We start from the raw sequence: 23,150 nt of genomic DNA, 5'->3' as shown, positions 1-23,150 counted from the left end.
TCCAATTCTCATCTCCGAGCACGTCGGCTCTTTGGCTCTAGCTGGTTTCCTGATCCAGATCTGTTCGATCGTTGCGCCCATTCGGGTCGTCGCCTTCTCACACCCCCTTCGCCAACGTCAGGCTATTTCGTGCTGCATGCAGTCATGCCGTCACTGCCTGCGCTGGGTTCCGATAATCCTCCTTCCGGGTGAGCATGGCCCAAATCGTCCGAGCCATCTTGTTCGCCAAGGCGATCGCCACAAGCATGCGCGGCTTCCTCGCCAGCATCTGCGCCAGCCAGGATCCGCTAGGGATCGACTTGCGCCCGAGCCAGTTCAGCCGCGACATCGCCCCAACGATGAGCAACTGGCGAATGTCCGCCTGTCCTTCCTTCGAAACGCGTCCGAGCCTTTCCTTTCCCCCTGAGGAATGTTGCCGTGGGACCAAGCCGAGCCAAGCCGCGAAGTCTCGGCCACGTCGAAAGGCCGCCATGTCGGGCGCGAAAGCCTCGATCGCGAGTGCGGTCAGCGGGCCGACCCCCGGCATTGTCTGCAGCCGCTGCGCCGTGACCGTCCGCGTCGCCAACTTCTTGAGCTGCTCTGCCTTGGCATCGATCCGCTCCGTCTTGTAGGCGATCTGATCAATGAGACTCCGACATTCCTCGCGGACCAGTTCTGGTAGATCGCTGTTCGGATCTTCGAGGATTGCGTCAATGCGTTTAAGTTGTTCGATTCCTTGCGGGATGATATGGCCGAATTCGTAGAGAACAGAACGCAGCGCATTCACCAGATCGGTGCGCTGATGAACAAGGCGCTTCCGAGCCCGAAAGAGCACTGCCCTGGCCTGCTGTTCTTCCGATTTCGGCTCGACGAAGCGCATCTCGGGGCGCTGTGCCGCGATCACGATTGCTTCGGCATCAGCCGCGTCGTTCTTTTGGCGTTTCACAAAAGGCTTCACATATTGCGGAGCGATCAGTTTCACTTCATGGCCGAGCTTGACCATCTCCCGTGCCCAATAGTGGGCGCTGCCACAGGCTTCCATCACCACCACTGCCGATGGGTGGCCCGCCATGAACTTCCGAAACTGAAGCCGCGACAGTTTCTTTCGAAATTTCAAGTGTCCCGCCATTGACGCCCCGTGGAGCTGAAACACATTCTTGGCTAGATCCACTCCGATCACCGTATCCATCAATTTGCCGTCCTCTTCGCTTCGGGGTTCAAACACTGCGTTCTTGGCACATTACGATGCCGTCTGGGGAGGGCGGCAACCATCCCATCTCATCTGGTGGTCGGTGATGTGAAGGCCAGGCAAGGCATCGATTCCCTCTTGTCGAGACGAATCAACAGCTTGCACCAGCCGCACCCAGCCGCCAGACCGGTCCGAAAAACGCGACGCCGATGGGAACGGTCCTCCGGTCGGGCTACGCCCTCCCTTCGGTCCGTCCCCATCCGCGCAGTCTCATCCTGATTGTCGCTAAGGTCTCACCTTGATCGCCGCCGCCCATGCAGGCGAGGAACCATGATCTTATATACCTACTCACGCGAGATTGAGCCGAACGAAGATCGCTGGAAAGACACAGGAATCCAGAGTTTCTTTTTTGCAGAGCTGGAAGAGGTGCGACAGATCGTTCTCGAACTCCGCGAGGAAATCGCCTCGGATGAGGACAAGCAGCCTTCATGGAGTCCAGTTCGCATCGAGCGGATTGAACTCCTCGCTCCGACAACGCAGAACGTCCTGACCCTGCTCAACGAGGGGATCGGACCGCTGATCCGGCGCTATGAAATCGTGGAAACCATTGCTTAAGTCGAGAGCTATCCGGCCAATTCACACCCGCGCAGTTGGCAGCCTCCCTTTTTTTGCAGTCGCGTTGCAACGACTGTTCGCCAGATCGGTGAAGTAAAACTCTAGTGTCCTGAGTCACAAGTTCGCAATCGTAGATTCGCATTAGATTCGCGTCGCTGTGCCAAAGATGGCGGCAAACAGCGACGGAGTCTCCGATGGCGGTCCAGCAACTTGCCCCCCTGATATTGAGCGATGACGAGCGCGCCGAACTGACGTCGCTGACGAAGCGGCGGAAGACGGCGCAGGCGCTGGCTTTGAGAGCCCGGATCGTGCTGACCTGCGCGGAAGGTGGTCAGAACAAGGACGTGGCGGCCAAGCTAGGCCTGGAGCGGGGCACAGTAGGCAAGTGGCGACGACGTTTTGTGGAGCAGCGCGTGGCCGGGCTGCATGATGAGCCGCGCTCCGGCGCGCCTCGCACGATTGACGACGCCCGCATCGAAGCCGTGATCGTGAGAACGTTGGAGAGTTGCCCTGAGAACGCCACTCATTGGAGCTCCCGGGACATGGCGAAGGCGAGCGGCCTATCCGTATCGACGGTACAACGCATCTGACGGGCCTTCGGCCTCCAGCCGCACCGGATGGAGACGTTCAAGCTCTCGACCGATCCGAACTTCGTGGCCAAGGTGCGCGATGTCGTAGGCCTTTACGTCTCGCCGCCGGCACACGCCATCGTTCTGTGTGTAGACGAAAAGTCGCAAATCCAGGCGTTGGACCGCAGTCAGCCGATGTTGCCAATGCGTCCCGGCCAGCCGGCCCGAAGGAGCCACGATTACAAAAGACACGGCACCACATCGCTGTTCGCCGCCCTCGACATTGCGACCGGACGGGTTATCGGCAAGTGCTACGGACGGCACCGTGCCGCCGAGTTCCGCAAGTTCTTGGACGAGATCGAGGCCGCTGTGCCCCGCCAACTCGACGTCCATCTCGTCATGGATAACTATGCCACCCACAAGACTCCGCTGATCCGGAAATGGCTGGCTAAACGGCCGCGCTGGCATGTGCACCTGACCCCGACCAGTTCGTCATGGCTCAATCAGGTCGAGCGCTTCTTCGCGCTTCTTACCGATAAGAAGATCAGGCGCGGCGTCTATCGCAGCGTAGCCGCCCTCAGGGCAGACATCGCCTCATTCATCGAACGACACAACGCCGATCCGAAACCGTTCCGATGGACCAAATCCGCCGACGACATCCTTGCTTCCATCGAGCGCTTCTGTCGTTACAGCGCCCCGGAAAAACAAGACCCGATGTTGCGAACTTCTGGTTCAAGACACTAGGATAAGACCTCCTTCAACGCTTCGGCCAACCTCGTCATCGTGTGGATGTCCGGCGACCGTCTTAGCAACCAGACATCACAGGCATGAAATAGCCCCGTTAGAGGCCGGACAACGCGGAAATTCTGACACGGAACCGCAGCGCGACGCCAACAGAGCCCCCTAAATTGATTCCTCCCATGATCGAGCGCTTTGTGGCGACCGACCGCGCCTTGCGATGTCCCCAGCGAAGTGACACTCATTCCGTCCCTCGAGCGGCCGAGAGATCCGGTTAGCGCTCGCGAAGCAGGTCGAGCAACCTGCGCAGCGATGAACTACCTTTTAAATCAACAGCTTAGAAGGCGTTGGGGCGCAGAGTCGCCATTTCTGATCAGTTATGCAGAGGCTCTCGGAATTTCCTGTTCTACCAAACGCAACAATCGGGTGTTGCGTATCCCCGCAACTAACGGTTCTTGCGAAAGGCAGACACTCAAAAGCTCGGCTTCGGAATGGACGCAGGGCTTCTGTTCGCGGCGAGCCGGCGCAACCCATCACCGTTCAATTTCCGATAAATGTCGGCTGCCGACTTGTGGTGAACGCCAGGGCGCTTTCAGCGCATCTTGCGTGCTTAAGAGGAAACCGATTGAACAACTGCTCTACTCGGGGCCGTTGGTAACGCGACGTCCCTGGTGCGAACGGCAAGTTCCTTTGACTTCGCGTGATCGACGAGCGAGCTTGAGAGGCTGGCGACGCCATGGGCACGACACGCCCCTCCTGTGGATCGTCAGCCCGAGCACAATCGAGCTTTACAACGGCTTTGGCCGGCCGCTTGCACAAGGCGATGCGGAAGCTAACCGACTCCACACGTTCAAGATCATCGCTAGCGAGCTAACCGCGCTGGACGAACTCGCCGGGCGCCTCGCAATGGAGAGCGGCCAATTCTGGCTTCGAAACGATTCCATCAATCGGAAGAATACCGTCGATCAAAGGCTTCTGTCCGATCTAAGCGCTCTCGAGCGGGACCTCGTCGCTGATGACCTAGAGCGAGGCATCGCTCAAGGTCTAATCGGCCGAGTAATATTTACCCAGTATCTCGTCGACCGCGGTATCGTAGATAAGCGCAAGCTCAAAAAACATTGCGGCGAAGACACGTTGCCTGACGCCTTACGCAATACGACGTCTTCGCACGCGTTATTTGCATGGCTTCGCGCCACGTTCAACGGAGACATGTTTCCAGCCTCCATGCCAATGAGCCGCTTGCGCCATAAGCACTTTGTTCGGTTGCGGACTTTCTCGAAGCCATTGACCCGGAGACTGGGCAGCATTCGCTATTTCCATACCGCTTCGATATCATCCCCGTTGAGCTGATTAGCTCGATCTACGAGCAGTTTGCTCACTCACACAACGACAGCTCACGCGGCCCCCGACACTAGCGCACGAAAGTTAGGTGTTCACTACACTAGACTTCCCGTCGCCTCCCTCTCGGCGGTGAGTGTCGCGGTCAGTTTGGCGGGCTCCAACGCGGCAATGAACGCCCGGGTGATGGCGTCATCGACCTGAACGCCGCCGATATTGAGGCAGTAAACGCCTCGGTTCTCGACCAGCACTTTGCCAGCACAGTGATAACCTGGCGAAGAATTGCGTCCGCGATAGTGGGTGTGCAGGCGGCGGCCGCAATGGCCGCAACTGACAAGACCTTGCAGGAGGGCGTTGCCCTCTCTCACGGCGCCGCCGCCCTTGTGCGGCTGGGGTCGCGTGTTCGCGGCGAGACGTTGCTGATTTGCTTCATAGGTCTGCCAGTCGATGAACCCTGGATGATGCTCGGGGATGAGAACCTGCCATTGGGAACGCGGCAAGAATCGAATCCGCCTCTTGCGGGCACCAGTGCTAAAGAGAATCGTCTCTTGACGCGTTTTGCCATAGATATAGGCGCCGACATAGACGGGATTGGTCAAGACCTGGTGGATGGCGGTGTAGCTTGCCTCGACCCAACGGATCTGGGCACGGGCGTGCAGCTGCAGCGGGAACGTGAGCCCCTCGGAACGAAACCAGAGCCAAACGCGACGCGCCGATCCCATCTCGGCAAAGCGTGCAAAAACACTGCGAATGGCGATGACGACAGCTTCGTCAGGATGGAAGCGGACCTCGCCATCAGCCTCGCCCCAGACGAAGCCGACCGGCAGCCCGCGGCGCAGTTCACCCCGCGCCGCCTTGTTGCGGATTCGCCGTTGAGGCGAGCCCGCAGCACGTGCAGTTCGGCTTCGCTCATCGTGCCTTTGAGCCTCAACAAGAGGCGATCGTTGAAGACGGCCGAATGATAGATGCCGTCGGCATCGCCGATCAGCGTGTCGGTAAATCCGGCCAGATCAATCAGGCGGTACCATTCGGCGTTATTGCGCGCGAGCCGCGAGACTTCGAGACCGAGCACCAGGCCCACGCGCGCGAGCGCCACTTCGGCGGTGAGGCGGGCAAAGCCCGAACGCGCCACCGAGCCCAAACCGGAGAGGCCAAGATCCTCGTCGATAACGATGATGCGTTCATCGGGCCAGCCGAGGTCACGCGCTTTGCCGGCAAGCGCATATTGCCGGTCGGTTGATTCGCGGTTGTGCTCGACCTGTGCGGCGCTGGATTGGCGCAGATAGACGAAAGCCTGTCGAGAGAGATGACTTGACGTAATCTTGACGCGCTCACTCATCGCTTGCCTCCATCGCCAGGTCGTCCGGGAGCAGGCGTGCAATGAGGCGCGCCAGAATCTCGATTGCCGCCATGCGGGCGGCTTCGTCGATTTGGTCCCACGCTGCTGGCGCGCTTGGTGGAACATCGGGCTGATCGAAAAACTCCAGGTTCAATTGCATGGCGACTCTCCTTGCACGGCGCCGACTCGGCACCCCCGATGCAAAGAGCGTCGACGAGCTTGCGCAAGTGGAGCAAATCACCGAGCCTGCCGAGATCGTGGACAGCGTCATCGGTCGGCGGCGTGCCTCCAAGCGGCTCAACCTTCCAATCGGTCCAACTCGCCGGAATCAACGACCGACTGCCATCTGGCAGAACTGTGAGGAGATAGCGGACGCCGCGCCGCCTAATGGTGCCGATCACGGCCAACGCCTGACCTTCGAATGCGTGACGCTTGCGCGTGATCGTCACCGAAGCTGGGATATCATGGCGATGGGTAGTGTGTGGCCGCTTCCTTCGACTCGGTCGACCACGAGTGGCTGTTGCGGATGCTGGCGCACAGGATCGCCGATCCTCGCATTCTACGGCTCATTGGGCTGTGGCTGCGGGCCGGTGTTCTGGAGAGCAGCGAGAAGCAAGAAACGGACAGGGGTACTCCGCAAGGGGCGGGCATCAGCCCGCTCCTCGCCAACGTCTTCCTGCACTACGTCCTCGATCTCTGGGCCCACCAATGGCGCCGTCGCCATGCACGCGGTCGCACCGTGCGCTATGCCCGACGACTTCGTCATGGGCTTCGAGAGTAAGGCGGATGCGCAGGAGATGCTCTTGGCCCTCAAGGTGCGGCTGGCCAGCTTTGGCCTGATGCTTCATGAGGGCAAGACGCGGCTGATCGAGTTTGGCCGGTTTGAGGCCCTCTCGCGTCAGCGGCGCGGCGAGCGGCGGCCCGAGACCTTCGCCTTCCTCGGCTTCACCCACTACTGCGGGCGGACCCGGGACGGCCGGTTCATGGTGAAGCACAAGACGGACGGGAAACGCCTGACGCGCAAGCTGACGGCGTTGCGCCAGGACGCCTGGCGGCTCATGCACGAGTCACTGGCCACGCAGCACCAGTGGTTCGCCGCTGTTCTGCGTGGACACTACGGCTACTACGGCAGGCCGCACAATTATCCAGCGCTCAACGGCTTCTACCGCGAAGTGCGTCGGACGTGGATGCGCTGTCTGAGACGGCGTAGCCAGAAAAGTCGGCGCATGGGCTGGTCGGAGTTCGAGACCCTGACGACACACTTCCGTCTGCCCGGTCCGGGCATCACTCGCACTTGGGCGCAGGCGCGGATATGACGCGGGTTACTCTCGGGAAGAGCCGGGTGCGGGAAAGCCGCCTGCCCGGATCTGTGAGGGCGAAAGCCAAATGGCTGAGCTACTCGACCACGATCCAAACAGGCCAAGTAAGATCTCGATCTAGAGCCTGTTGTTTCTCCCGAATCGACATCGTCAGAGGGGAATTGTCTGATTTAATCCTATGCTGAGGAGGAGCGAGCTTGGATGATGCAACTCTATTCGGAAGGTCCTCGCCCTAGCGGAGGCGAGGCCTGTTCGTTACGGCGCTCATCAACCGGTTCCGAGGCATGGCGCCGAAACTGTACTCGCTGACCAGCACCGCGCAGCAGCAGGTCCCTTCCATTTATAGGCTGGTGTCAGAGTATGGACAGCTTAGGGGTCTACGAGTGGGTTGGTCAGCGGCCCGACACAATGCAAGACATGTGAACCATAGGAGAGTGCTCATCATGTACGGTCGAATCAACAATTTTTCCGAGAACGAAACTTATTATCGGCAAGATGCGGAGCATTCGAATTGCGAAAGCCAAGACTTCGCGGACGCGTTCGCTAGAATGCAGTTGCAAGATTCGGCCGGCAGCTCATCTTCGCATCCGCAATATGCCCTCCTTGCAAGGCCACCCGTGGTTGAGATCGATCAAGCGACATTCAGGAGAGAGGCGCGGAACTATCATGGGGAAGCTATCAATCGAATCGCCAACAATCCTCACGAATACTCTGAGCTTGTATCTGAAAGAGCAAGGCGCACGGTAGAGGTTGCCGAGAAGTACGCCGTCAGAAGAGATTCCGAGGACGCCCGATACTACAGCTACCAGTTAGGAAATATGAGCGTCGGCCTGCAAAGGACTGAACGCGGATTCAGCATGACTGAGTTCGAAAGCGGTAGGTGGCGAGACCAGTTCCCCGGAAGAAGTGAAGTCACCTCAGTTGTCGACTTTCAGGTGGCTCATCCGCTTGTCACGAATGCTGGCGATATTCTGCTCGAGCACCAACTTCGGCAAGACGGCGAACGACCGTTGGTGAATTGGCGTCCTGCTAATCCAGAAGCGAAAGCCCGCGCGCAAGCAATGGGGTTCGTTGAAGTGGATGAGGACGACATGGTGCTCGATCCCACCCAGTCCGGAAAGTGGGAGCTAAACAGCGATGGTGAATGGCAACGTGCAACTAGTTCTCGGCGCTATCTCTCCAAAGCGGACAGTGATACTGAAGCTGCAGCAGATTCCGACGAGGACGGTGACTTTATGTAGCGCGGATCTGCAAGCGTTCGTGTCGCGGCGGGCGGTGGAGCAACGTAAGTCGACATTGTCGGCTTACGTTGAGTCCTCGGCGGGGCGAAGCCGACCGCTTTGACCGGATGAGATCCCTGGTAACAACCGCACCGTGGTCTATGAGAGTTGCGCGGCGATGATAGCTCAACAAAAGCCCCGGCTTCGAGCCGGGGCTTTCCATTTGCATCCGGAGAGGAGGAATCATTCGCGGATTGACGCCATGGGGGCCACGCGTCATCGTGCCGGTTTCCAGCCCAGTCGCGGTGTGCGCCAATGTCCACCATCAGAACGGTCCAAAGTGATTTCCGTTTGAGGAGCGAATCTGATGGTGTGTCTTCGGCCGTTTCGATCGAAGACGCCAAATCTGGAGAGATGTCGAGCCACCTCGTGCTGAGCATACCATCAAGTTGTTCGTCGGCGGCCGGTGCGACAAGCAATGCGAATTGCTTGCGTCGTGCGTAATGTTTCTTCGGCGTTGCTGTAGAGAAAAACCAGCAAATGCTCTCTCCATCGCATACACTAGGTCGCTGGAAGACAGACATGAGTGTCAGAACCAGCACACGCAATCCCAAGCCTCGGGGATAAGAGAGCATCTGCACATTGACTCGCGACTAACCCGTTAGCCGAAAAAGGACCCCAGCGGATGCAGGCTGAGCCGTGCTCAACCTACCAAACCCTGCAGGAAATGTATCGTTAGCGAGCAACGGCGCTAGCGAGATTGCGCCCCCTGATGGGCGGCTAAAACTGCTGTAGGCTCGCGCTTCCTGTTTTGGCCTTCTCATTAAGTACGAGCGACAGCTTTAAGTTGTTGCGCAGCATCGGATTATCGAGGGTCGTTGCGAGAGCTTGCCGATATAGCGCTTGTGCTTCACGGTGACGTCCTTCACTGTCAAGCACAACTCCCTTCGCAATTCAGGGCGCGCAGGTCTGCAGGGACCGCGAGCAAGACCTTGTCGAGGACATCAAGCGCCTCATCCGGGCGCTTGCGCACCAGCAGGGCACGCGCCAGAGGAATCGCCGCATTGACCTTGCCCGGTTGTTGTTTCAACGTTTCGCGAAAAGTCTCCTCGTCAGCGTCCGCTTGGAGAGCGTAGGCAATGCGGTCGCGCATAGCAGGATCGATATCCTTGTCGCCTAGCGTTCTGGAGCGGTCTCTTGCTGCGATGAAGGACTGGGCTTAGGCGAGCTCGCGCAGCCTCCGAGTAGCAGAATGGCAAGCGGAGCGAGGATGGCTGAGTATAACTTCGGATCAAGTGAGAACAACCGCCGCCAGACATTCATTTTACATAAATTCAACTGCTATCTCACGACCACTGCTGTGCCTTTGTTAGCTGGTTGCGGCGATCGGGTCACGACGCTCTCCTGGGGAAGTCTTATGTTGTGAAGCCTCTAGCTTGACGGATCCAATCGGCTGAACCGTAAAATCCGCAGCGAGATCCTGATACGAAAGAACAGGAAGGTCGATCCCGTTGCGGGTGAGAAAACCCCGGACGAAACGCCGGATATCCATCGAACCCAGAATGACGGGTTGGCTCTGACCGCGTGCGATGCTCGAATGGATCTTGCGAAACTGCGAAAGCAGCATCTCGCTATCGCAATCGTCCAAAACGAGATAAGGACCCACGGCGGTGTCGCGCACCGCACCGCGCACGATATCCTCGGTGTGGCGCTCTACGATAAAGGCTGCCACGACACGGTGGGCGTTGGCATAGCGATGACAGATCTGCCGTTTCAGACCGGAGCGAACATATTCGGTAAGCAACACAACATTTTGTTCGCGCTCACTCCATTCTGCCAACACCTCCAGGACCAAGCGAGTGTTGCGAATTGGGATGCCCTCGTCCAGTAAGCGGCGCAGGACATCGGCGATCCGGGGAACCGGCATCGTGCGCAGCACCTCCTTCACCAGATCGGCATATTCCTGCTCCATTCGGCCCAGCAATTGTCGGGTCTCCTGAATGCCCACCAGGCGCTGTGCATAGCGCATCAATGTCGACTGGACGCGCAAGGCGACGACTTCGCTCGGACGGTGATACCCTATCCCGGCTGCTTTGAGAGCCGGCGCATGAAGTTGTTCGATCCAAATCCGATTTGTCTCTACGTCTTGCCGAAAGGGGATACCGCTCAATTCAATATTCGCTACGTCGTCGTTGAGCATGAGTTGCGTCGGATCCACAAAATCTCGCCCAACGGGCACTCCCTCAACGTCTACCCTGAATTGCGATTCAGGTAAAAGCTGGTCTATCTTGGTTGGTATGCGCGGAATTGTGATACCAAGATCAGATGAGACCAGTGTCGATATTCGCACGATTGCCTGCTCGAGTTCCTCTTTGTCGATTGCACCTGCAAGGTTTGGTGCGAGGAACAGCGCGATTGGAAGGGCCTCTGCAGGCAAGGTCTGTTTCTGACCCTGCGATGGAGCTTGAGGCGTACCGGCGCTACTGACCTCCGTCTTGGCGGCGTTCTTGGCGCGCTGCACGCCAACATTGACAAAGCTCGCCGCGCCGAAGAGTACGGCCAGCATGATGAACGGAGGCAAAGGGAAACCCGGTACGAGCCCCATCACAATCAGGACGCCGGCGGCCAACCGCAGCGCTTGCGTGCTGGCCGTCAGTTGGCTGACAATATCGCCACCCAGATTGAGCTGCAAAGGACCATTGACACGAGTGACAATGGTTGCAGCCGTAATTGACAGCAGCAGAGCCGGGATCTGCGAAATTAGCGCATCACCTATGGTGAGGATCGTATATTGATGCAGCGTCTCCTCCAGGGGCATGCCCTTGGAGAGCAAGCCGATTGTGATGCCGCCCAGCATGTTAATGCAGATAACTATGAGCCCGGCGATGGCGTCGCCCTTCACAAATTTCATAGCGCCATCCATAGCGCCGTGAAGTTGGCTCTCTTGCTCCAGCGCCGCTCGCCGACGGCGAGATTCGTTCTGATCGATGTGCCCGTTGCGCAGTTCCGCGTCGATTGCCATCTGCTTGCCCGGAAGCGCGTCGAGCGTGAAACGCGCCGACACTTCTGCGACCCGTTCTGCGCCTTTGGCGAGAACCATGAATTGCACCATGGTCACAATGAGGAATATGACGATGCCAACAGCGATATTGCCGGATATAACGAAATCGCCGAATGTATGTATGATGCTGCCGGCATCCCCCTCCGCAAGAATCAACCGCGTCGTCGCGACGGTAAGCGCTAGGCGAAAGACGGTCGAGATCAGGATGACGCCTGGCAAGGACGAAAAGTCAAGCGGCGTCTTGAGATACAGGGCCACCATCAGCAGCAGTATGGCAAAGCCGAGGTTGAAGCCGATCAGCATGTCGATCAATACGATCGGGATCGGCATGATCATCATTCCGATCGCCAGAAGAAGCATCAACGCGACCATCAAATCTGGGTTAGCTGGTGCGCGCACGATGAGACTATGCAGGGTATTGGCCATGAGAAGCCTGTTATTGTTTGATTGGAGCAGCGCTCCGCAATGAAACATAGCTCTTGAAGAGTGCGCGTGCCTCGGCCATGCGGCCGGCCTGACGAAGCGCATGACTGCGCAAGACCATCAAAGGCAGGCGCGAAGACGGGTCGTCGTCAAGCTTGTCTAACCTGTCCAGTGCCGCCAATGCGTCGTCACCGTGGCCCTCCGAGATCAGAGCGTAGACCAGAATGCGGAGCAGCTCGACGTCGTAAGAATGTTCGTGAGCTACGATTTGCAACAGAGCCAGGCTCTGTGCGCTCTGACCGCAGGCAAGATGGACATACGAAAGCGCGCAGAGCAAATCACGCTCCCTTCTTGTGATGTGCAAAACCTCACCGGCACGTGATAAGTGTGGCGGCGGAGCAGGTGTGAGGTGTTGCTCTCCGTCAGGCGCGGCCATTGCTAGCCTTTGATTAAACCGTTGTCATTCTGCCGGAGCAGAATTAACCGTCGCAGCTCCAACTGCACAATCGCGAGGTCTTCACGAGACACCGAACTCTCTGGCGCGGCCGAGAGCGTATCGGCCAAACGCTCGAGAAGAATGCCCTGCTTCTCTGGGCGCAAAACATGCGAATGAAATAGGCGCGGCGTGACAAAGGAGAGCAGGTTGTCCGCGAGACTGGGACCATTAAGCCAAGCAAGTTCTGAGCCTGGCTTGATCTCACCAATCTCGCCGCGCGCCTCGTTGACATTGACGCGCGAAACGGGATCAATAGAGGTAAGGTCCAGTGCGGTTACGATCGCGGAGACAACAGGCAGATCTTGCGGGGGATCATCCTGGAAAATCGCGAAGCTCTTGCCACCATTTGCATGAGTTCTCTCGATTGCGGATTCCGTGGCTCTAGCAGTCGCCGGCGTAATAGCAGGTGGGTTGTCGTCGACCTTGAGCTCCTCAAAAGAGGCGCCGGGCTCAAGCGAATGCTCAGACAGCCTAGTCATGAGTCTTTCCTCCTTATTCGCGGGCTGAAACTCTAATAGGGGAGGGCAACAAGCCGGCCGTTCCTGCTCAGCAGCAGACGTCGTTCCTCAATCCCATTGACGGTCCATCCGTTATTCAACAGCGCGCCCACGAAATACTTTTGACCAGCGATGACCAGATATGGCTCACTTCCTCGCCAAACGGCTTCGACGGAAATCGAGGACGGCGTCTTCTCCTCCCTGATGGCGACTGCATTGACGAGAACATATGCGTCCTTTCGATCGCGATCGAACCATTCTTGAACTTCCCGCCACTTTGGGAGAGAAGCGCGCGTTACGGTACCGTCAGCAGCGACAACACCCGGCTCAGATCGGACTTTGATATCAAAAAGGCCCGCTCGATCAACTTCCTCTTGCAGCCGTGTGGCAGCTGCTTCGGCGGTCGGAGCATCAGGAGCGTTGGGCGCCAGCTTAGGTGCAACGTCGACGTTACGGTGCAAGTCGGCGTTCACGTCAACAGCGCTGTCCGTCTCGACGAAACTCGTTGAGACGGCGCCGACCGCGACGGAACTGATCAGGACAGAGGCGAGTACCGCGGTCGATCCGAGCCAGCGGCTGATGGAGCCAGCTTGTTTGGAATCCTCTATGGAACAACGGATGGACATCTCGCCCGCATGGATGACGGCGGGAAGAGAAACAGCAACGCGCTCGTTCGGGAGAAGTGCCCGTTGTCCCTCTATCCTTACTTGCGGCGCAAGAGGCTCGATTTCAATCGAATTGTGATGGGGGGGGATACGAAAGTGATGACGTTCGAGCCCTTGTTCGATGAAAACCAAGTCAGCATCCAGGTCGCTACCAATCAGGCTCGATCCAAAGCCCAATTTGCCGGTCAGCCCGGAGTAAAGCCCCGACAGCACCTCGAAATGCAGGGAGTGTGGTTCATTCACGGTCGACGGTCTCCTGAACAGCGAGAGAGCCGTACGGCTCGTTGCGAGCTTTGCAGCTTACGCAGGCGAAGAAAGGTGGAACGACGACGTCGTCCCACCTCCTCCGTTACTGCACCCGCTCGTCGGCGACCTTCTTGATCGTCGTGAGCTCTGTTGAAACGATGCGAAGTTGCACATCCCTCTCAGTCGCTTTGGTGGTTTCAGCAGTCAGAGCGGCGATTTGGGCGTGCCAAGCGGCGTCTCCGGTGACTTCAGCAGCTGCAGCACCAACTGCGGCCGTAGCGGTGCCAGCGGCCCCCCCTGCGACCGAGGCAGTAGTCGCACCAATTTTAGAAGGCATATTGTTCTCCTGTGTGTTCGGGTGTCGCCGCTCCTGGCGGCTCCTATTTCCCGACGCCGCAACATCCGGCGTCAGGAATCCTCCTCGCTAATGGCCTCATGGAAACGAGCCATTGCATTACTTGCCATTTGGACAGCCGCGGCTCCGAGAGCGGCGTTGAATGCTTGGCGCAACGCGGCCTCTTGCGAGCTACTGTCCGGAGTTGACGTGCCATTTCCAGCGCTGCTTGTACCAGGCGATTGACCATGATTGTCATTGTCGTCGGGTGTGCGGGAGCCGTTCTTGTCACCACGAGCAGCATGGAAGTCAGGAGCAACGCGCGCAGTGGCGCTTGAACTCGGAATGCGCATTAAAGGCGTCTCCTATGTCAAGGTGGTCATGCCGTCGTGGCTTTCCTCACTGTGCGAGCATTAGCTTTCGACAAGCTGACGGATCTCAGAAATTCAACCGGTTTTGGCGGATTAACGAATTCGACGTGATTGGTGCATCGGCCACGTGTGGAGATCAGACAGTTGGCACCAAGAAAGACGATCATGTTATGAAGCCGGTTGATCGGGCGGTCTCGTTGATCATCAGGCTTTGAGGCCGAGATGCTATAACGTCCCGCTCGCCGTCGCCGGCGGCATCTCCATCAGGTAAGGCATTAAGACATTTCTCCCTGCCAAGCGCAGGCGGCGATGTGCCTAGATCGGATCAAACACGACCTGGAATGTTAAGCGTGCTGAAGCGATTAGAGCGTCAAGGCAAATCCGCCAAGTCTGCTAAGCCCTCAGCGTCATCGAGCACTTTCCCGCTGAGCGGGCAAAGGGCAAGCCTCGAGCGGTCGCCCTTGGTCTCATTCGTTCTGCCCTATTGCGCATCTCAGTGCGGCGTGTGCCTTCTCGTCGACATCATCTCGTTCTGTCCCGGTGTTAAGAAAGTCGACAAGTTCAGCGTCGGCTGTTGGAACCGGACGGCCGCCTATCGAACTGTTGCGACGACGTGCCGCATTTGGGGCTGCTCTCGAAGCACCGGTCGAGTCCAGCCAAACATAAAGCGGGCCATGGTGAAAACCGGCGAAGCAAAGTCGTCGGATGTGGGTAAGGAGCTCGAACATGCTGGCAAAGCTTGCGAGCCCCTACCGGTTTGGAGTGGAGACCCAACCGCACGAGGGCTGCGCAAGCTCGTCTAGCCACGCAGTTGTGAGCCGAGAGCCCCAAGTCACTCTGACTAGCTGTAAACGCCTGCAGCTTGCATGTCCGCGGACTCAATCCGCTCCTTTAGGGAGTTCAAATAGTCCTCCGCGTAAGATTGTGCCATCGAGACCGGAAGGTTGACGCCGGCCGTCGCGGCTTCTTGAATTGCCTGCTTCGTCAAGCCTTCGCGCATGGCTAGTTTGACCTCCGGGCCGCCGATACAACCCACCGCCTGTGCCGCAAGATTGAGTCCCGCTTCTTCCAGCGCCTGCTTTATGTTGCCGCCTGTGATGGCTGTGTGCAGAAGATTTGCTGCTTGCGCCTCGCTCTCGAGTATCATTGACGCGAGATCGGTCAATTCCCCCAAACCTGGAATGAAGCCGAGTACACCAACTGCCGTCGCAGCCCAGTCAAGCACGTTGGAGCCCACCTTGAGCACTTCATCAAAGGCGTGCATGAAGGCACCTCCGTTTTTCTTGGGTGACTTGACGTCCGGCTGGTCCGCCACGCCCGTCATCATGTCCTTGACGGCCGCCTGGTCGGCAGCCGGCTGAACAGCGTGCTGCTTCAATTGGTGAGCGGTGCGGTTCGCGCCGGACATGTTGCTGAAGAAATGGGTGAAATCGTTACTGCTGATGTTGCCGGAATCGACCGTATGGCCGCCGCCGAAGTCGAAGAACTTGTGGTGGGTCTTGTAGCCTGTGATCGAGTTGTTCAGCAATCCGAACAAGAGAGGATCCGACAACAGCTGGGAGGCCGCCTTTCGCACGTCCGGGGCGAGACTCTTGTCATCGACCATACTAGTGAGCGTCTCCCGGGTCAGGTCACCCTTCCCGAAAAAAGCCGCTTGGTTCTTATTGATCGTACCTAGCGTATCCAACTCGGCATGCGTGAGGTTCATCGATGACGAAGCCATCTGCAAGAAGTCCTCTTTGTGGACCTTATCTACCGAGCCGCCATACAACTGTTTCCATTCCTCTGGATGATTGAGGAAGTATCTCGCGGCTGCGAGAACCTGAGGTGGGCATTTACCCGTTTTAGCCTCGCCATCAACGATCTGCCTGAAATCCGCGAGGCTCAGGTTCTTGGGCAAATTATCAGAATAGCGATAGAGCTCACGCAGTGCGTCGGTCTGGGTCATAACGCAGGGCTGGCCGTTTCCGGTGCCGTCCGACGGAACGTAGTTATGCTCGTAGCGCCGCGCCTGCTGCTCCTGGAATGCAGCCACTTGTGAGTGATGATCGGAGAAGCCGGAGAGATCTCCTGCCTTGATTGTCCCCCCGCAGCGGCCATCGCCTTGTGAGCCTATCGCATAGAAGAGCTCCGGATCCTGCTGCAATGCTTCGATCGCCGTCTTCAGATCCGGCGGTGTGGAGGGGTCCGTCGCCAAATCTACGAGCGACTTCCAATCTAGGGGGCATTTATCTTTATGACGGTTCAGCACCGACACAATCTGCAACTCGGTGTCAGTCAGAGTGCCACTGTTCCATGTAATCCGTGAGCTGGGTACTGGCGCCGCTGCAATCGCAGTGGAGGCCGCAGCAGAGGTTGACTGCGGGGGCTGGCTATACGCTTCTGCGTCCAATGCAGCCCTAACGTCGGGTGGCACGATATTCCCCGTCAGCTGTATGAGCTCCTCCGTCAGGTTCTTAGTCGACTCCGAGGCCGAATCCTGTGGTGCGGAATGATCGCCGGTCGTGTCATTTAAGGCGTAGCTCGCAAGCACCGCCTCGAAACTTGACAGCTCTTGCGCCGGAGTGAGCCCGGGGGCAAGCCCGGACAAAGCCACGTTCGAGTTGGCGGCGAGGGATAGGTTGTTGACTGACATTATACATCCTGTGCTGTGAGATTGCGCCACCGTCCTGTCACACCGTGCAGCCCGAGTTCGCGACGAACACCAAGTGTTGATGGGCAGATCCAACAACTCCTGGCGGCTGCTCCCGGCGGCTGAGTGAGCGTCCAGTGCTCAGGTCCCGATCAACAGGCTCATTGCCTGCTAGATATTCACCCCCTTTTATAGTAGCGGGAGTTAGCTTTCGAGAAGCTGACGGCGCTCAGCGGAATGCGCGAACGGACATGAATGCGGTGTTGCGCAATACCCGCATCCCCCCAAAAGTGTCTGCCACTCCGTCGCGTCCTCACGCGGCAGATGGCAAAAATGGGAACTCGGGCCTGCAATCCGCGGAAGATCGGCGCGGGTTCGTGCAACAAAATTAAATGATACTGCCGCGTCGTCTGGCGATGGCGAGTGGGCGCGCTTACGGCCCGTTACGAGAGGGTTAGCGTCTGCTCCGTCAGCGCCATGAAGCATTATGGGATCAGTCACCGTTTGCCGGCAAATGTACTCAAACGGTTGAGATCGTCGATCGTTGAGTGGAGCTAAAGCCGTAGCCAGCGCAAGAATGATGCTGCCCACCTTTCCAGTTGAAGGCATCACCGTCTAGGTCTCGGGCTCTCATGCCGACAGCATCAGCTTTCAACATGCTCACAAAGAAAGCCGCGACCGCATTGAGCGCCGTTGTAAGCGACTTTTGCTGTCCAATTCATCTCTGGCTTGGGCCGGGCGCGTGAGCCACGTTATCTTGATGCGTCGCCTCGGGCAAAACAGGTCCCTCCGGTCGTCCATCACGAATAACCGTACTTGAGGAGCCCCGAAACAACATCAAGACCGACGCGGGCGCCGGCTTTGCGGTTGTCGTAAGAGTTCGTCGCGCCTGGGCCTCCGCCACTAGGCCGTTGAGCATTTGGTCGACGAGCGCGATGAAGCGAGGCGGACCAGAAGCGAAGACCAGTCCATCTTCCGGTGCGGCTCTCACGACGTAGCGTTCATCGGAAATTTTGAGTGCATCGAGTGCCGCCTTGAATGCATCGAAAGTGACCGGGTTTAAGACAAGCAGGCGACTTTCCGCCTCGTGCGCGTCGGATACGTACAGCACCAGCCCGTCATAGTACCACTGAAGATTATAAAGAGTGGTCACGCGTTCGAGGAAATCTCGCGGCGCGAGATCCGGCATGCGCCCGCGAATCCGCCCCTTTACATGGGTGCTGACATTGATTCGAATATTCAAATTGTTGCCGAACTCCTGCAGTGCGGCCGCGAGATCCTGATCCAGAACTGTGTAAGTATAAGGCGTGGATGGCAGCTCTAGAGTGGCGCCGAGCGCCCTAACCGCGCTCAAGGAGATGAAAACACCAACAATTAGAATGTTCTTCAACGTGTGCAGCCTCGTGGTGTGGTTGAGTATTCCAGGCGGTCATGCGCTGGTACTCTTCCAAAGTTGGAAGACGAACTTCGTCGCAAATTGGAAGCCAATCGTGATTTTTGGATGACGTAGCTCTTGATCCACGTCAGGTTTTGGTCAGCTCGGCTCGCTAGGGTGCCGAGCCGTTCCCGGCAACGACAGCTAATAGACGCGAGAGCAATGATTCCTTCCGTGATGTTTGGCGCGATGCCGATCTCTGCCAACCTCGGCGAGTGTCTCACCGAGGGGTGTTCATCGGCGCCGGGCAACTTTCATGAGCATCTTGCAAAGGCGGCATCGAAACAAGGCGCCGCCTCTTTGGTGGCCGACAGCGCGTTGGCGCCACCTGTACCGGAGGTTCAGCGTGCAGTCGCGCAGACAGGTCCACTGGGCGATCGCATTCTGCAGAATCTTTTTGGAGCGCACTTAGGCAAACCATATCCTTCGACCGGACTCCCTTCGATCGGCGAGCCGGGCCCTTCGAAGAGCGTCCAGCTTGGGCCCGCCGCGCGGCCTATCTCGCGCTTGGACGGAGTCGATGTCCATGTTATCGGAAAACCAGAAGGTGCCGACAATTTCGAGTCGACGTTGCAGAATCTGCGGGATGTTTACAACGGCGTCATTCAGGTTTCGCTCATCTCCAAGAGTGCTGGCGCCGTCGGTTCATCTCTGAATAAGCTGCTATCAGCGGGCTGAGCGGCGGTTGATGGTTCTTTTCGCGCAAAGAAAGATCGGTCGCGGCGCGACTTCTGGAAGGCAGGTGCATGCCGTTCTCCTATTGCCGCTTGTGCTGTTGCTAGCCGGCTGCAAGGCCGATCTCTATACGAAAGTTCAGGAGCGTGAAGCCAACGAGATGCTTGCCCTTCTCCTTAGTAAGGGTGTCGATGCAGTCCGTGTTGTCGCTAAGGACGGTAGCAGCACGATTCAGGTCGAAGAAAAGCAATTGGCCGTTTCGATAGAACTGCTGAATGGCCAGGGCTTGCCGCGCCAGGTGTTTAAGAATCTTGGGGAGGTGTTCAAGGGATCCGGCCTGGTTGCGTCCCCAGTTGAGGAGCGCGCTCGTTACGTTTATGCCCTAAGCGAAGAATTGTCGCGCACAATCAATGATATCGATGGGGTTCTCTCCGCCCGGGTTCATGTTGTCTTGCCGAAGAACGACCTTTTGCGACAGGATGCGACCCCGTCCTCGGCGTCGGTCTTCATTCGACATGGTTCCAATGCGAACCTCTCAGCCTTGTTGCCCCAAATCAAGATGCTCGTCGCCAATGGCATTGAAGGACTATCATACGACAAGGTGGCCGTCGTTTTCGTGCCGGTTGAGCGAGCGCAGCATGAGATGTTCTCTGCACCAGCAGCTGCTTCGATCCACCCGACCAAGTTCACGTCAGCCACCTTTCTTGCGATCGTGGTCGGGGGTGTCGGCGCCGCGGTCGGCATTCTATCTTACGTGCTGCTGAGCACACGTGTGCGCCAGCTAGGTCAATTCTGGCGGAAAGTGCCGAATATTGACACAGCGGCGAGTATGCCCGCCGTCCTAGCCGCTGGCAAAAAGCGGAACTCCGATGCGAGATAGGCCGAATGCAATGTCCGCAACGATGACATCCAACGAACCAAATCATTTGCTCAACCAACATTCCGGTCGGCCGCGGGAGCTTGCTGCGATAATCCATCCAAGCCGTTTTGCTGAACGTCTTGATGCGTCGCTGGCGGCGTCTACAGTGCTGCAACTGCAGAAAACTCCCAGACTACAGGAAAGACTAGTCGAACTGCTCCTAGGCAGTGAACTGGTCTTGAAGGGAAGTAGCTGGGGAAGGGGCGCTTTGCTTGGGCATGATCCGCATCGTGCGGCATTGCTCGCTGGCGGCATTTGGCATGCCCGTTCGGTACTGAAGCTGGTGTCAAAGCATGATCTTGCTCCACTGATCGGAAATATTGGTGCGGAAGCACATGCTTTCGCTATCCGACATGTATCCAGCGCCGTCGAAACCCAATTGATTGTCGATCCGGAGCAACTTTCGCAGCGGATTGCACATGACGGATATGCCTGCCTTGGCGCTTTCCTCAAGCGAGCCTCAGAACTCGACCGTACGCGCGTGCTTCTCTGCTTGCCTGTCGGGACTGCCGCGGAGAGTCCAGCCGCCGAACATCACAAAGCCGCGGGCCAATTGATGTCTTTGGTGATGACCCATTTGGCCGCAGAGACACGGCCGGCATGACCGCGGGTGAGCCAGCATTGCCAGAACGCCCGCAGATACGTCCGGTGGGTCCAGTCATACCAGCCTCGGAACTTGGGATCTGGTGCGATGTGGTACAGACGCGCGCGCTAGCTCAGCGGTATCTACAGCAGGTTCGCAACTGGGCAAGGAACGCTTATCATCGCGAGCAGGCGCGCGGGCACTCCGAAGGCCTGAAGACAGGCTCGGACGAAATGGCGCGGCTGGTTGCTCGAGCTGCTTCTGAGCTGGCGCGGCGAAAAGCCGTGCTGGAACAGGAGCTGCCACAACTTGTCATTGAGGTCCTGAACGACTTGGTGGGCTCGTTCGATCCGGGCGAGATGTTAGTGAGGTCGGTTCGTCACGCTATCGAGCAAAGATATGGCGGTGCGGAATTGCGCCTTCATGTGTCTCCTGTGAACGTCGATGCCATGACATGCGAGTTCGCGTCATTCCATGGAACGCATGGGCGTCCGAAGGTCAGAATTGATCCGGACCCGGCTCTAACGCCGGACCAATGCGTTTTGTGGAGTGAGTTTGGTAATGTCGATCTAGGACTTGCCGCGCAGCTCCGCACACTGCGCCTCGCCCTTGCTCCGCCTGTTCAGGAGGACGAACAATGACTTCCCAAAGGCCAAGCTATGGCAATGCGGCTGCTGAAGGCGCGGTGCACGCAGCATTATCATCTCTGAAATCTACGGCAAAGCATGTCGATACGCGTGCTGTGCGCGGACGAGTCACCCGAGCCGTCGGCACCTTGGTCCATGCCGTGCTGCCCGGGGCCCACGTTGGGGAGCTGTGCCTATTGCAGGATCACAGTACGGGATGGTCACTTGATGCGGAGGTGGTCGGTCTGCTGCCGGATGGAGTATTGCTCACGCCAATCGGCGACATGGTAGGCATGTCTAGCCGTGCGGAAGTGGTTCCGACCGGGCGAATGCAGGAAGTTGCGGTCGGTGCCGATTTGCTGGGCCGCGTCATCGATAGCTTCGGCCGTCCGCTCGACGGGAAGGGGCCAATAAAGACGACCCACACTCGTCCCCTACGCGGCAGGGCACCCAACCCAATGAGGCGGCGGGGGATCGAGCAGCCTTTTCCGCTCGGCGTCCGCGTGCTCGACGGACTTCTGACGTGTGGCGAAGGCCAACGGATCGGAATCTATGGAGACGCTGGTTGCGGCAAGTCGACGCTGATGTCGCAGATTGTTAAAGGCGCGGACGCTGAGGTCACCGTCGTTGCGCTTATAGGAGAGCGCGGACGTGAGGTGCGTGAATTCATCGAGCGCCATATTGGCAATGCCATCGATCGGACGATCGCTGTCGTTGAGACCTCCGACCGGTCGGCAATGGAGCGCGCGCAATGTGCTCATACGGCGACGGCACTCGCCGAGTACTTTCGTGATCAGGGACAGCGGGTCGTTCTCATGATGGATTCGTTGACGCGCTTCAGCCGCGCGATGCGTGAAATCGGCCTAGCCGCGGGAGAACCTCCGACGCGGCGAGGCTTTCCTCCCTCCGTCTTTGCGCTGCTGCCGGCTCTGTTGGAACGTGCCGGTATGGGCGAGCAGGGCTCGATCACGGCCTTCTATACCGTACTTGTCGAAGGTGACGGGACAGGCGATCCAATCGCCGAAGAGTCGCGCGGTATTCTCGATGGTCATATCATTCTCTCACGCGCGCTCGCATCGCGAGAGCATTTTCCGGCCATCGACGTGTTGTCGAGCCGAAGTCGCGTGATGGATGCGGTCGTCTCTGTGTCACATCGAAAGGCCGCCTCTTTCTTTCGAGATCTTCTTTCGCGCTATGATGAGGCCGAATTTTTGATCAAGGTCGGTGAGTACAAGCCAGGGGGCGATCCGCTGACCGACCGAGCAATCGCGTCGATCGAGGACTTGCGGAATTTCTTGCGCCAGGGGCAGGATGAACCGTCCAGCTTTGAGGAGGCCATCACGTGGATGTCGCGTCTTACCGACTGAATCCCAGCCAAGCGTCGAAATTGCGGCTGGGGAAGGACATGAGGGAGCGAAGTGCGCTTCGTCAATTATCCAATACGCAAGCCGAACGCCAAATTGCGGTTAAAGCGATGGAGAAAGCTTCCAAGAATGCCGCCAGCGCCGAGAAACGCCGCGCAAGCCTCGAAGCTGAACTTTATTTAGAACTCGCATCGTCTAACAGGATGTGCGTCACCGAACTCGACCGTAGGCTTCATCTCGTCATTGGACGCCTCACAGCTGAGATCGCAACTGCACGCCAGGTGCTTGAGCAAGCGCGCATCGCTCAACAGCAGGCCCAGGCGGCGGTTGTTGAGGCGCGGGTCGTGTGGGCCAAGCGTTCGGCGGCGAGCCAGAAATGGCAGCAGATTGAGTGCGATGTGCAGCGCTCGACCAACGCTTGCTCGGAGTGTGCAGCTCAAATCGAAACGGACGATGAGGTCTTGCTCCGGTATCAGAGTGGCTCGCGAAGCCAGGCAATTGGCGTTTTGATTTAATG

24 protein-coding genes and 3 pseudogenes are annotated in these 23,150 nt (G+C 58.0%); 13 read left to right on the top strand and 14 right to left on the bottom strand.

What is annotated here, in order from left to right:
* Positions 1-142 precede the first annotated feature (142 nt).
* Positions 143-1,168, bottom strand: coding sequence for an IS110 family RNA-guided transposase (locus X268_RS36170; RefSeq protein WP_164934317.1), 1,026 nt, complete (start codon positions 1,166-1,168; stop codon positions 143-145).
* 330 nt (positions 1,169-1,498) lie between these two features.
* On the opposite strand from X268_RS36170, the gene X268_RS36165 reads away from it, so the two are divergent.
* The 4 genes and pseudogenes from X268_RS36165 to X268_RS36150 all read left to right on the top strand — a co-directional run bounded on the left by X268_RS36165 (position 1,499) and on the right by X268_RS36150 (position 4,440).
* Entirely contained in the window at positions 1,499-1,783 is a 285-nt protein-coding gene (locus X268_RS36165; RefSeq protein WP_128929728.1) for a hypothetical protein, read from the top strand.
* A 194-nt stretch (positions 1,784-1,977) separates the two neighbouring features.
* Positions 1,978-3,096 (top strand): annotated as a pseudogene (locus X268_RS36160) (IS630 family transposase).
* Positions 3,097-3,215: 119 nt separating this feature from the next.
* Positions 3,216-3,368, top strand: a complete 153-nt coding sequence (locus X268_RS36155) for a DUF2274 domain-containing protein (protein WP_128930165.1) — start codon at positions 3,216-3,218, stop codon at positions 3,366-3,368.
* A gap of 439 nt (positions 3,369-3,807) precedes the next feature.
* Positions 3,808-4,440: a hypothetical protein gene (locus X268_RS36150; RefSeq protein ID WP_128929727.1), complete on the top strand. Its 633-nt coding sequence runs from the start codon at positions 3,808-3,810 to the stop codon at positions 4,438-4,440.
* 86 nt (positions 4,441-4,526) lie between these two features.
* Here the strand turns inward: X268_RS36150 and X268_RS40240 are convergent, their stop codons facing one another.
* The 5 genes and pseudogenes from X268_RS40240 to X268_RS41085 form a co-directional block, all read right to left on the bottom strand.
* Positions 4,527-4,796, bottom strand: coding sequence for a recombinase zinc ribbon domain-containing protein (locus X268_RS40240; RefSeq protein ID WP_232995653.1), 270 nt, complete (start codon positions 4,794-4,796; stop codon positions 4,527-4,529).
* Positions 4,797-4,892: 96 nt separating this feature from the next.
* A pseudogene (locus X268_RS40235) lies at positions 4,893-5,123 on the bottom strand (recombinase family protein); the annotation flags it as partial.
* Entirely contained in the window at positions 5,024-5,767 is a 744-nt protein-coding gene (locus X268_RS40230; protein ID WP_232995596.1) for a recombinase family protein, read from the bottom strand. The gene X268_RS40230 and the pseudogene X268_RS40235, both read right to left, overlap by 100 nt.
* Entirely contained in the window at positions 5,760-5,927 is a 168-nt protein-coding gene (locus tag X268_RS39755; RefSeq protein WP_164933827.1) for a DUF2309 domain-containing protein, read from the bottom strand. Before X268_RS39755 ends, X268_RS40230 begins: the two co-directional genes overlap by 8 nt.
* A gap of 103 nt (positions 5,928-6,030) precedes the next feature.
* A pseudogene (locus X268_RS41085) lies at positions 6,031-6,168 on the bottom strand (hypothetical protein); the annotation flags it as partial.
* Between the two features lie 125 nt (positions 6,169-6,293).
* Between X268_RS41085 and X268_RS40225 the strand changes: the two are divergent.
* From X268_RS40225 to X268_RS36135, 3 genes are all read left to right on the top strand, one after another.
* Positions 6,294-6,548, top strand: a complete 255-nt coding sequence (locus X268_RS40225) for a hypothetical protein (protein WP_232995652.1) — start codon at positions 6,294-6,296, stop codon at positions 6,546-6,548.
* Positions 6,514-7,083 (top strand): RNA-dependent RNA polymerase family protein, encoded by a 570-nt coding sequence (locus X268_RS36140; RefSeq protein WP_232995595.1) that lies wholly within the window; start codon positions 6,514-6,516, stop codon positions 7,081-7,083. The genes X268_RS40225 and X268_RS36140 overlap by 35 nt, the downstream gene beginning before the upstream one ends.
* A gap of 446 nt (positions 7,084-7,529) precedes the next feature.
* Entirely contained in the window at positions 7,530-8,327 is a 798-nt protein-coding gene (locus tag X268_RS36135) for an effector protein NopP (RefSeq protein ID WP_276575808.1), read from the top strand.
* A 910-nt stretch (positions 8,328-9,237) separates the two neighbouring features.
* Here X268_RS36135 and X268_RS40220 read toward each other — a convergent pair.
* The 8 genes from X268_RS40220 to X268_RS36095 all read right to left on the bottom strand — a co-directional run bounded on the left by X268_RS40220 (position 9,238) and on the right by X268_RS36095 (position 18,421).
* Complete coding sequence (locus X268_RS40220; protein ID WP_232995594.1) at positions 9,238-9,459, bottom strand: tetratricopeptide repeat protein; 222 nt, start codon at positions 9,457-9,459, stop codon at positions 9,238-9,240.
* A 216-nt stretch (positions 9,460-9,675) separates the two neighbouring features.
* On the bottom strand, positions 9,676-11,793 hold the full coding sequence (gene sctV / locus X268_RS36125) for a type III secretion system export apparatus subunit SctV (protein WP_128929726.1): 2,118 nt from the start codon (positions 11,791-11,793) through the stop codon (positions 9,676-9,678).
* Positions 11,794-11,803: 10 nt separating this feature from the next.
* Entirely contained in the window at positions 11,804-12,226 is a 423-nt protein-coding gene (locus tag X268_RS36120) for a histidine kinase (RefSeq protein WP_128929725.1), read from the bottom strand.
* 2 nt (positions 12,227-12,228) lie between these two features.
* The gene (locus X268_RS36115) at positions 12,229-12,765 is read right to left on the bottom strand and encodes a hypothetical protein (RefSeq protein ID WP_128929724.1); all 537 of its coding nucleotides are present in this window, start codon (positions 12,763-12,765) and stop codon (positions 12,229-12,231) included.
* 32 nt (positions 12,766-12,797) lie between these two features.
* The gene (locus X268_RS36110; protein WP_128929723.1) at positions 12,798-13,691 is read right to left on the bottom strand and encodes a SctD/MshK family protein; all 894 of its coding nucleotides are present in this window, start codon (positions 13,689-13,691) and stop codon (positions 12,798-12,800) included.
* A 106-nt stretch (positions 13,692-13,797) separates the two neighbouring features.
* Positions 13,798-14,031 carry a hypothetical protein gene (locus X268_RS36105; RefSeq protein ID WP_128929722.1) on the bottom strand — a complete coding sequence of 78 codons (234 nt, stop codon included), beginning with the start codon at positions 14,029-14,031 and terminating at the stop codon, positions 13,798-13,800.
* Positions 14,032-15,240: 1,209 nt separating this feature from the next.
* A complete protein-coding gene (locus X268_RS36100; RefSeq protein ID WP_128929721.1) occupies positions 15,241-17,034 on the bottom strand; it encodes an HrpF/NolX family T3SS translocon protein in 1,794 nt (597 codons plus the stop codon).
* Positions 17,035-17,749: 715 nt separating this feature from the next.
* Complete coding sequence (locus tag X268_RS36095) at positions 17,750-18,421, bottom strand: nodulation protein NolW (protein WP_128929720.1); 672 nt, start codon at positions 18,419-18,421, stop codon at positions 17,750-17,752.
* A 207-nt stretch (positions 18,422-18,628) separates the two neighbouring features.
* Between X268_RS36095 and X268_RS39750 the strand changes: the two genes are divergently transcribed.
* Genes X268_RS39750 through X268_RS36065 form a run of 6 tightly spaced genes read left to right on the top strand, consistent with a single transcriptional unit; the run spans position 18,629 to position 23,148 of the window.
* Positions 18,629-19,144 (top strand): nodulation protein NolB, encoded by a 516-nt coding sequence (locus tag X268_RS39750; RefSeq protein WP_232995593.1) that lies wholly within the window; start codon positions 18,629-18,631, stop codon positions 19,142-19,144.
* A gap of 10 nt (positions 19,145-19,154) precedes the next feature.
* Positions 19,155-20,021 carry a type III secretion system inner membrane ring lipoprotein SctJ gene (sctJ, locus tag X268_RS36085; RefSeq protein ID WP_128929719.1) on the top strand — a complete coding sequence of 289 codons (867 nt, stop codon included), beginning with the start codon at positions 19,155-19,157 and terminating at the stop codon, positions 20,019-20,021.
* Positions 20,022-20,031: 10 nt separating this feature from the next.
* On the top strand, positions 20,032-20,664 hold the full coding sequence (locus X268_RS36080) for a nodulation protein NolU (protein ID WP_232995592.1): 633 nt from the start codon (positions 20,032-20,034) through the stop codon (positions 20,662-20,664).
* Complete coding sequence (gene sctL, locus X268_RS36075; RefSeq protein WP_128929718.1) at positions 20,661-21,284, top strand: type III secretion system stator protein SctL; 624 nt, start codon at positions 20,661-20,663, stop codon at positions 21,282-21,284. Before X268_RS36080 ends, sctL begins: the two co-directional genes overlap by 4 nt.
* A complete protein-coding gene (sctN, locus tag X268_RS36070) occupies positions 21,281-22,636 on the top strand; it encodes a type III secretion system ATPase SctN (protein WP_128929717.1) in 1,356 nt (451 codons plus the stop codon). The genes sctL and sctN overlap by 4 nt, the downstream gene beginning before the upstream one ends.
* Positions 22,612-23,148, top strand: coding sequence for a hypothetical protein (locus X268_RS36065; protein ID WP_128929716.1), 537 nt, complete (start codon positions 22,612-22,614; stop codon positions 23,146-23,148). Before sctN ends, X268_RS36065 begins: the two co-directional genes overlap by 25 nt.
* Positions 23,149-23,150 lie beyond the last annotated feature (2 nt).

It is taken from the genome of Bradyrhizobium guangxiense (assembly GCF_004114915.1).
Classification (GTDB): Bacteria; Pseudomonadota; Alphaproteobacteria; order Rhizobiales; family Xanthobacteraceae; genus Bradyrhizobium; species Bradyrhizobium guangxiense.
The sequence above is the reverse complement of the archived record's forward strand: the minus strand, read 5'-3'. Positions and strand labels throughout refer to the sequence as shown.

Bases quoted from the DNA above. Each gene is read 5' to 3' on its own strand.
- X268_RS36170 (WP_164934317.1), bottom strand. From the start codon at position 1,168: ATGGATACGGTGATCGGAGTGGATCTAGCCAAGAATGTGTTTCAGCTC.
- X268_RS36165 (WP_128929728.1), top strand. From the start codon at position 1,499: ATGATCTTATATACCTACTCACGCGAGATTGAGCCGAACGAAGATCGC.
- X268_RS40230 (WP_232995596.1), bottom strand. From the start codon at position 5,767: ATGAGTGAGCGCGTCAAGATTACGTCAAGTCATCTCTCTCGACAGGCT.
- X268_RS39755 (WP_164933827.1), bottom strand. From the start codon at position 5,927: ATGCAATTGAACCTGGAGTTTTTCGATCAGCCCGATGTTCCACCAAGC.
- X268_RS40225 (WP_232995652.1), top strand. From the start codon at position 6,294: ATGCTGGCGCACAGGATCGCCGATCCTCGCATTCTACGGCTCATTGGG.
- X268_RS36140 (WP_232995595.1), top strand. From the start codon at position 6,514: ATGCCCGACGACTTCGTCATGGGCTTCGAGAGTAAGGCGGATGCGCAG.
- X268_RS36135 (WP_276575808.1), top strand. From the start codon at position 7,530: ATGTACGGTCGAATCAACAATTTTTCCGAGAACGAAACTTATTATCGG.
- X268_RS40220 (WP_232995594.1), bottom strand. From the start codon at position 9,459: ATGCGCGACCGCATTGCCTACGCTCTCCAAGCGGACGCTGACGAGGAG.
- sctV (WP_128929726.1), bottom strand. From the start codon at position 11,793: ATGGCCAATACCCTGCATAGTCTCATCGTGCGCGCACCAGCTAACCCA.
- X268_RS36120 (WP_128929725.1), bottom strand. From the start codon at position 12,226: ATGGCCGCGCCTGACGGAGAGCAACACCTCACACCTGCTCCGCCGCCA.
- X268_RS36115 (WP_128929724.1), bottom strand. From the start codon at position 12,765: ATGACTAGGCTGTCTGAGCATTCGCTTGAGCCCGGCGCCTCTTTTGAG.
- X268_RS36105 (WP_128929722.1), bottom strand. From the start codon at position 14,031: ATGCCTTCTAAAATTGGTGCGACTACTGCCTCGGTCGCAGGGGGGGCC.
- X268_RS36100 (WP_128929721.1), bottom strand. From the start codon at position 17,034: ATGTCAGTCAACAACCTATCCCTCGCCGCCAACTCGAACGTGGCTTTG.
- X268_RS39750 (WP_232995593.1), top strand. From the start codon at position 18,629: ATGATTCCTTCCGTGATGTTTGGCGCGATGCCGATCTCTGCCAACCTC.
- sctJ (WP_128929719.1), top strand. From the start codon at position 19,155: ATGGTTCTTTTCGCGCAAAGAAAGATCGGTCGCGGCGCGACTTCTGGA.
- X268_RS36080 (WP_232995592.1), top strand. From the start codon at position 20,032: ATGTCCGCAACGATGACATCCAACGAACCAAATCATTTGCTCAACCAA.
- sctL (WP_128929718.1), top strand. From the start codon at position 20,661: ATGACCGCGGGTGAGCCAGCATTGCCAGAACGCCCGCAGATACGTCCG.
- sctN (WP_128929717.1), top strand. From the start codon at position 21,281: ATGACTTCCCAAAGGCCAAGCTATGGCAATGCGGCTGCTGAAGGCGCG.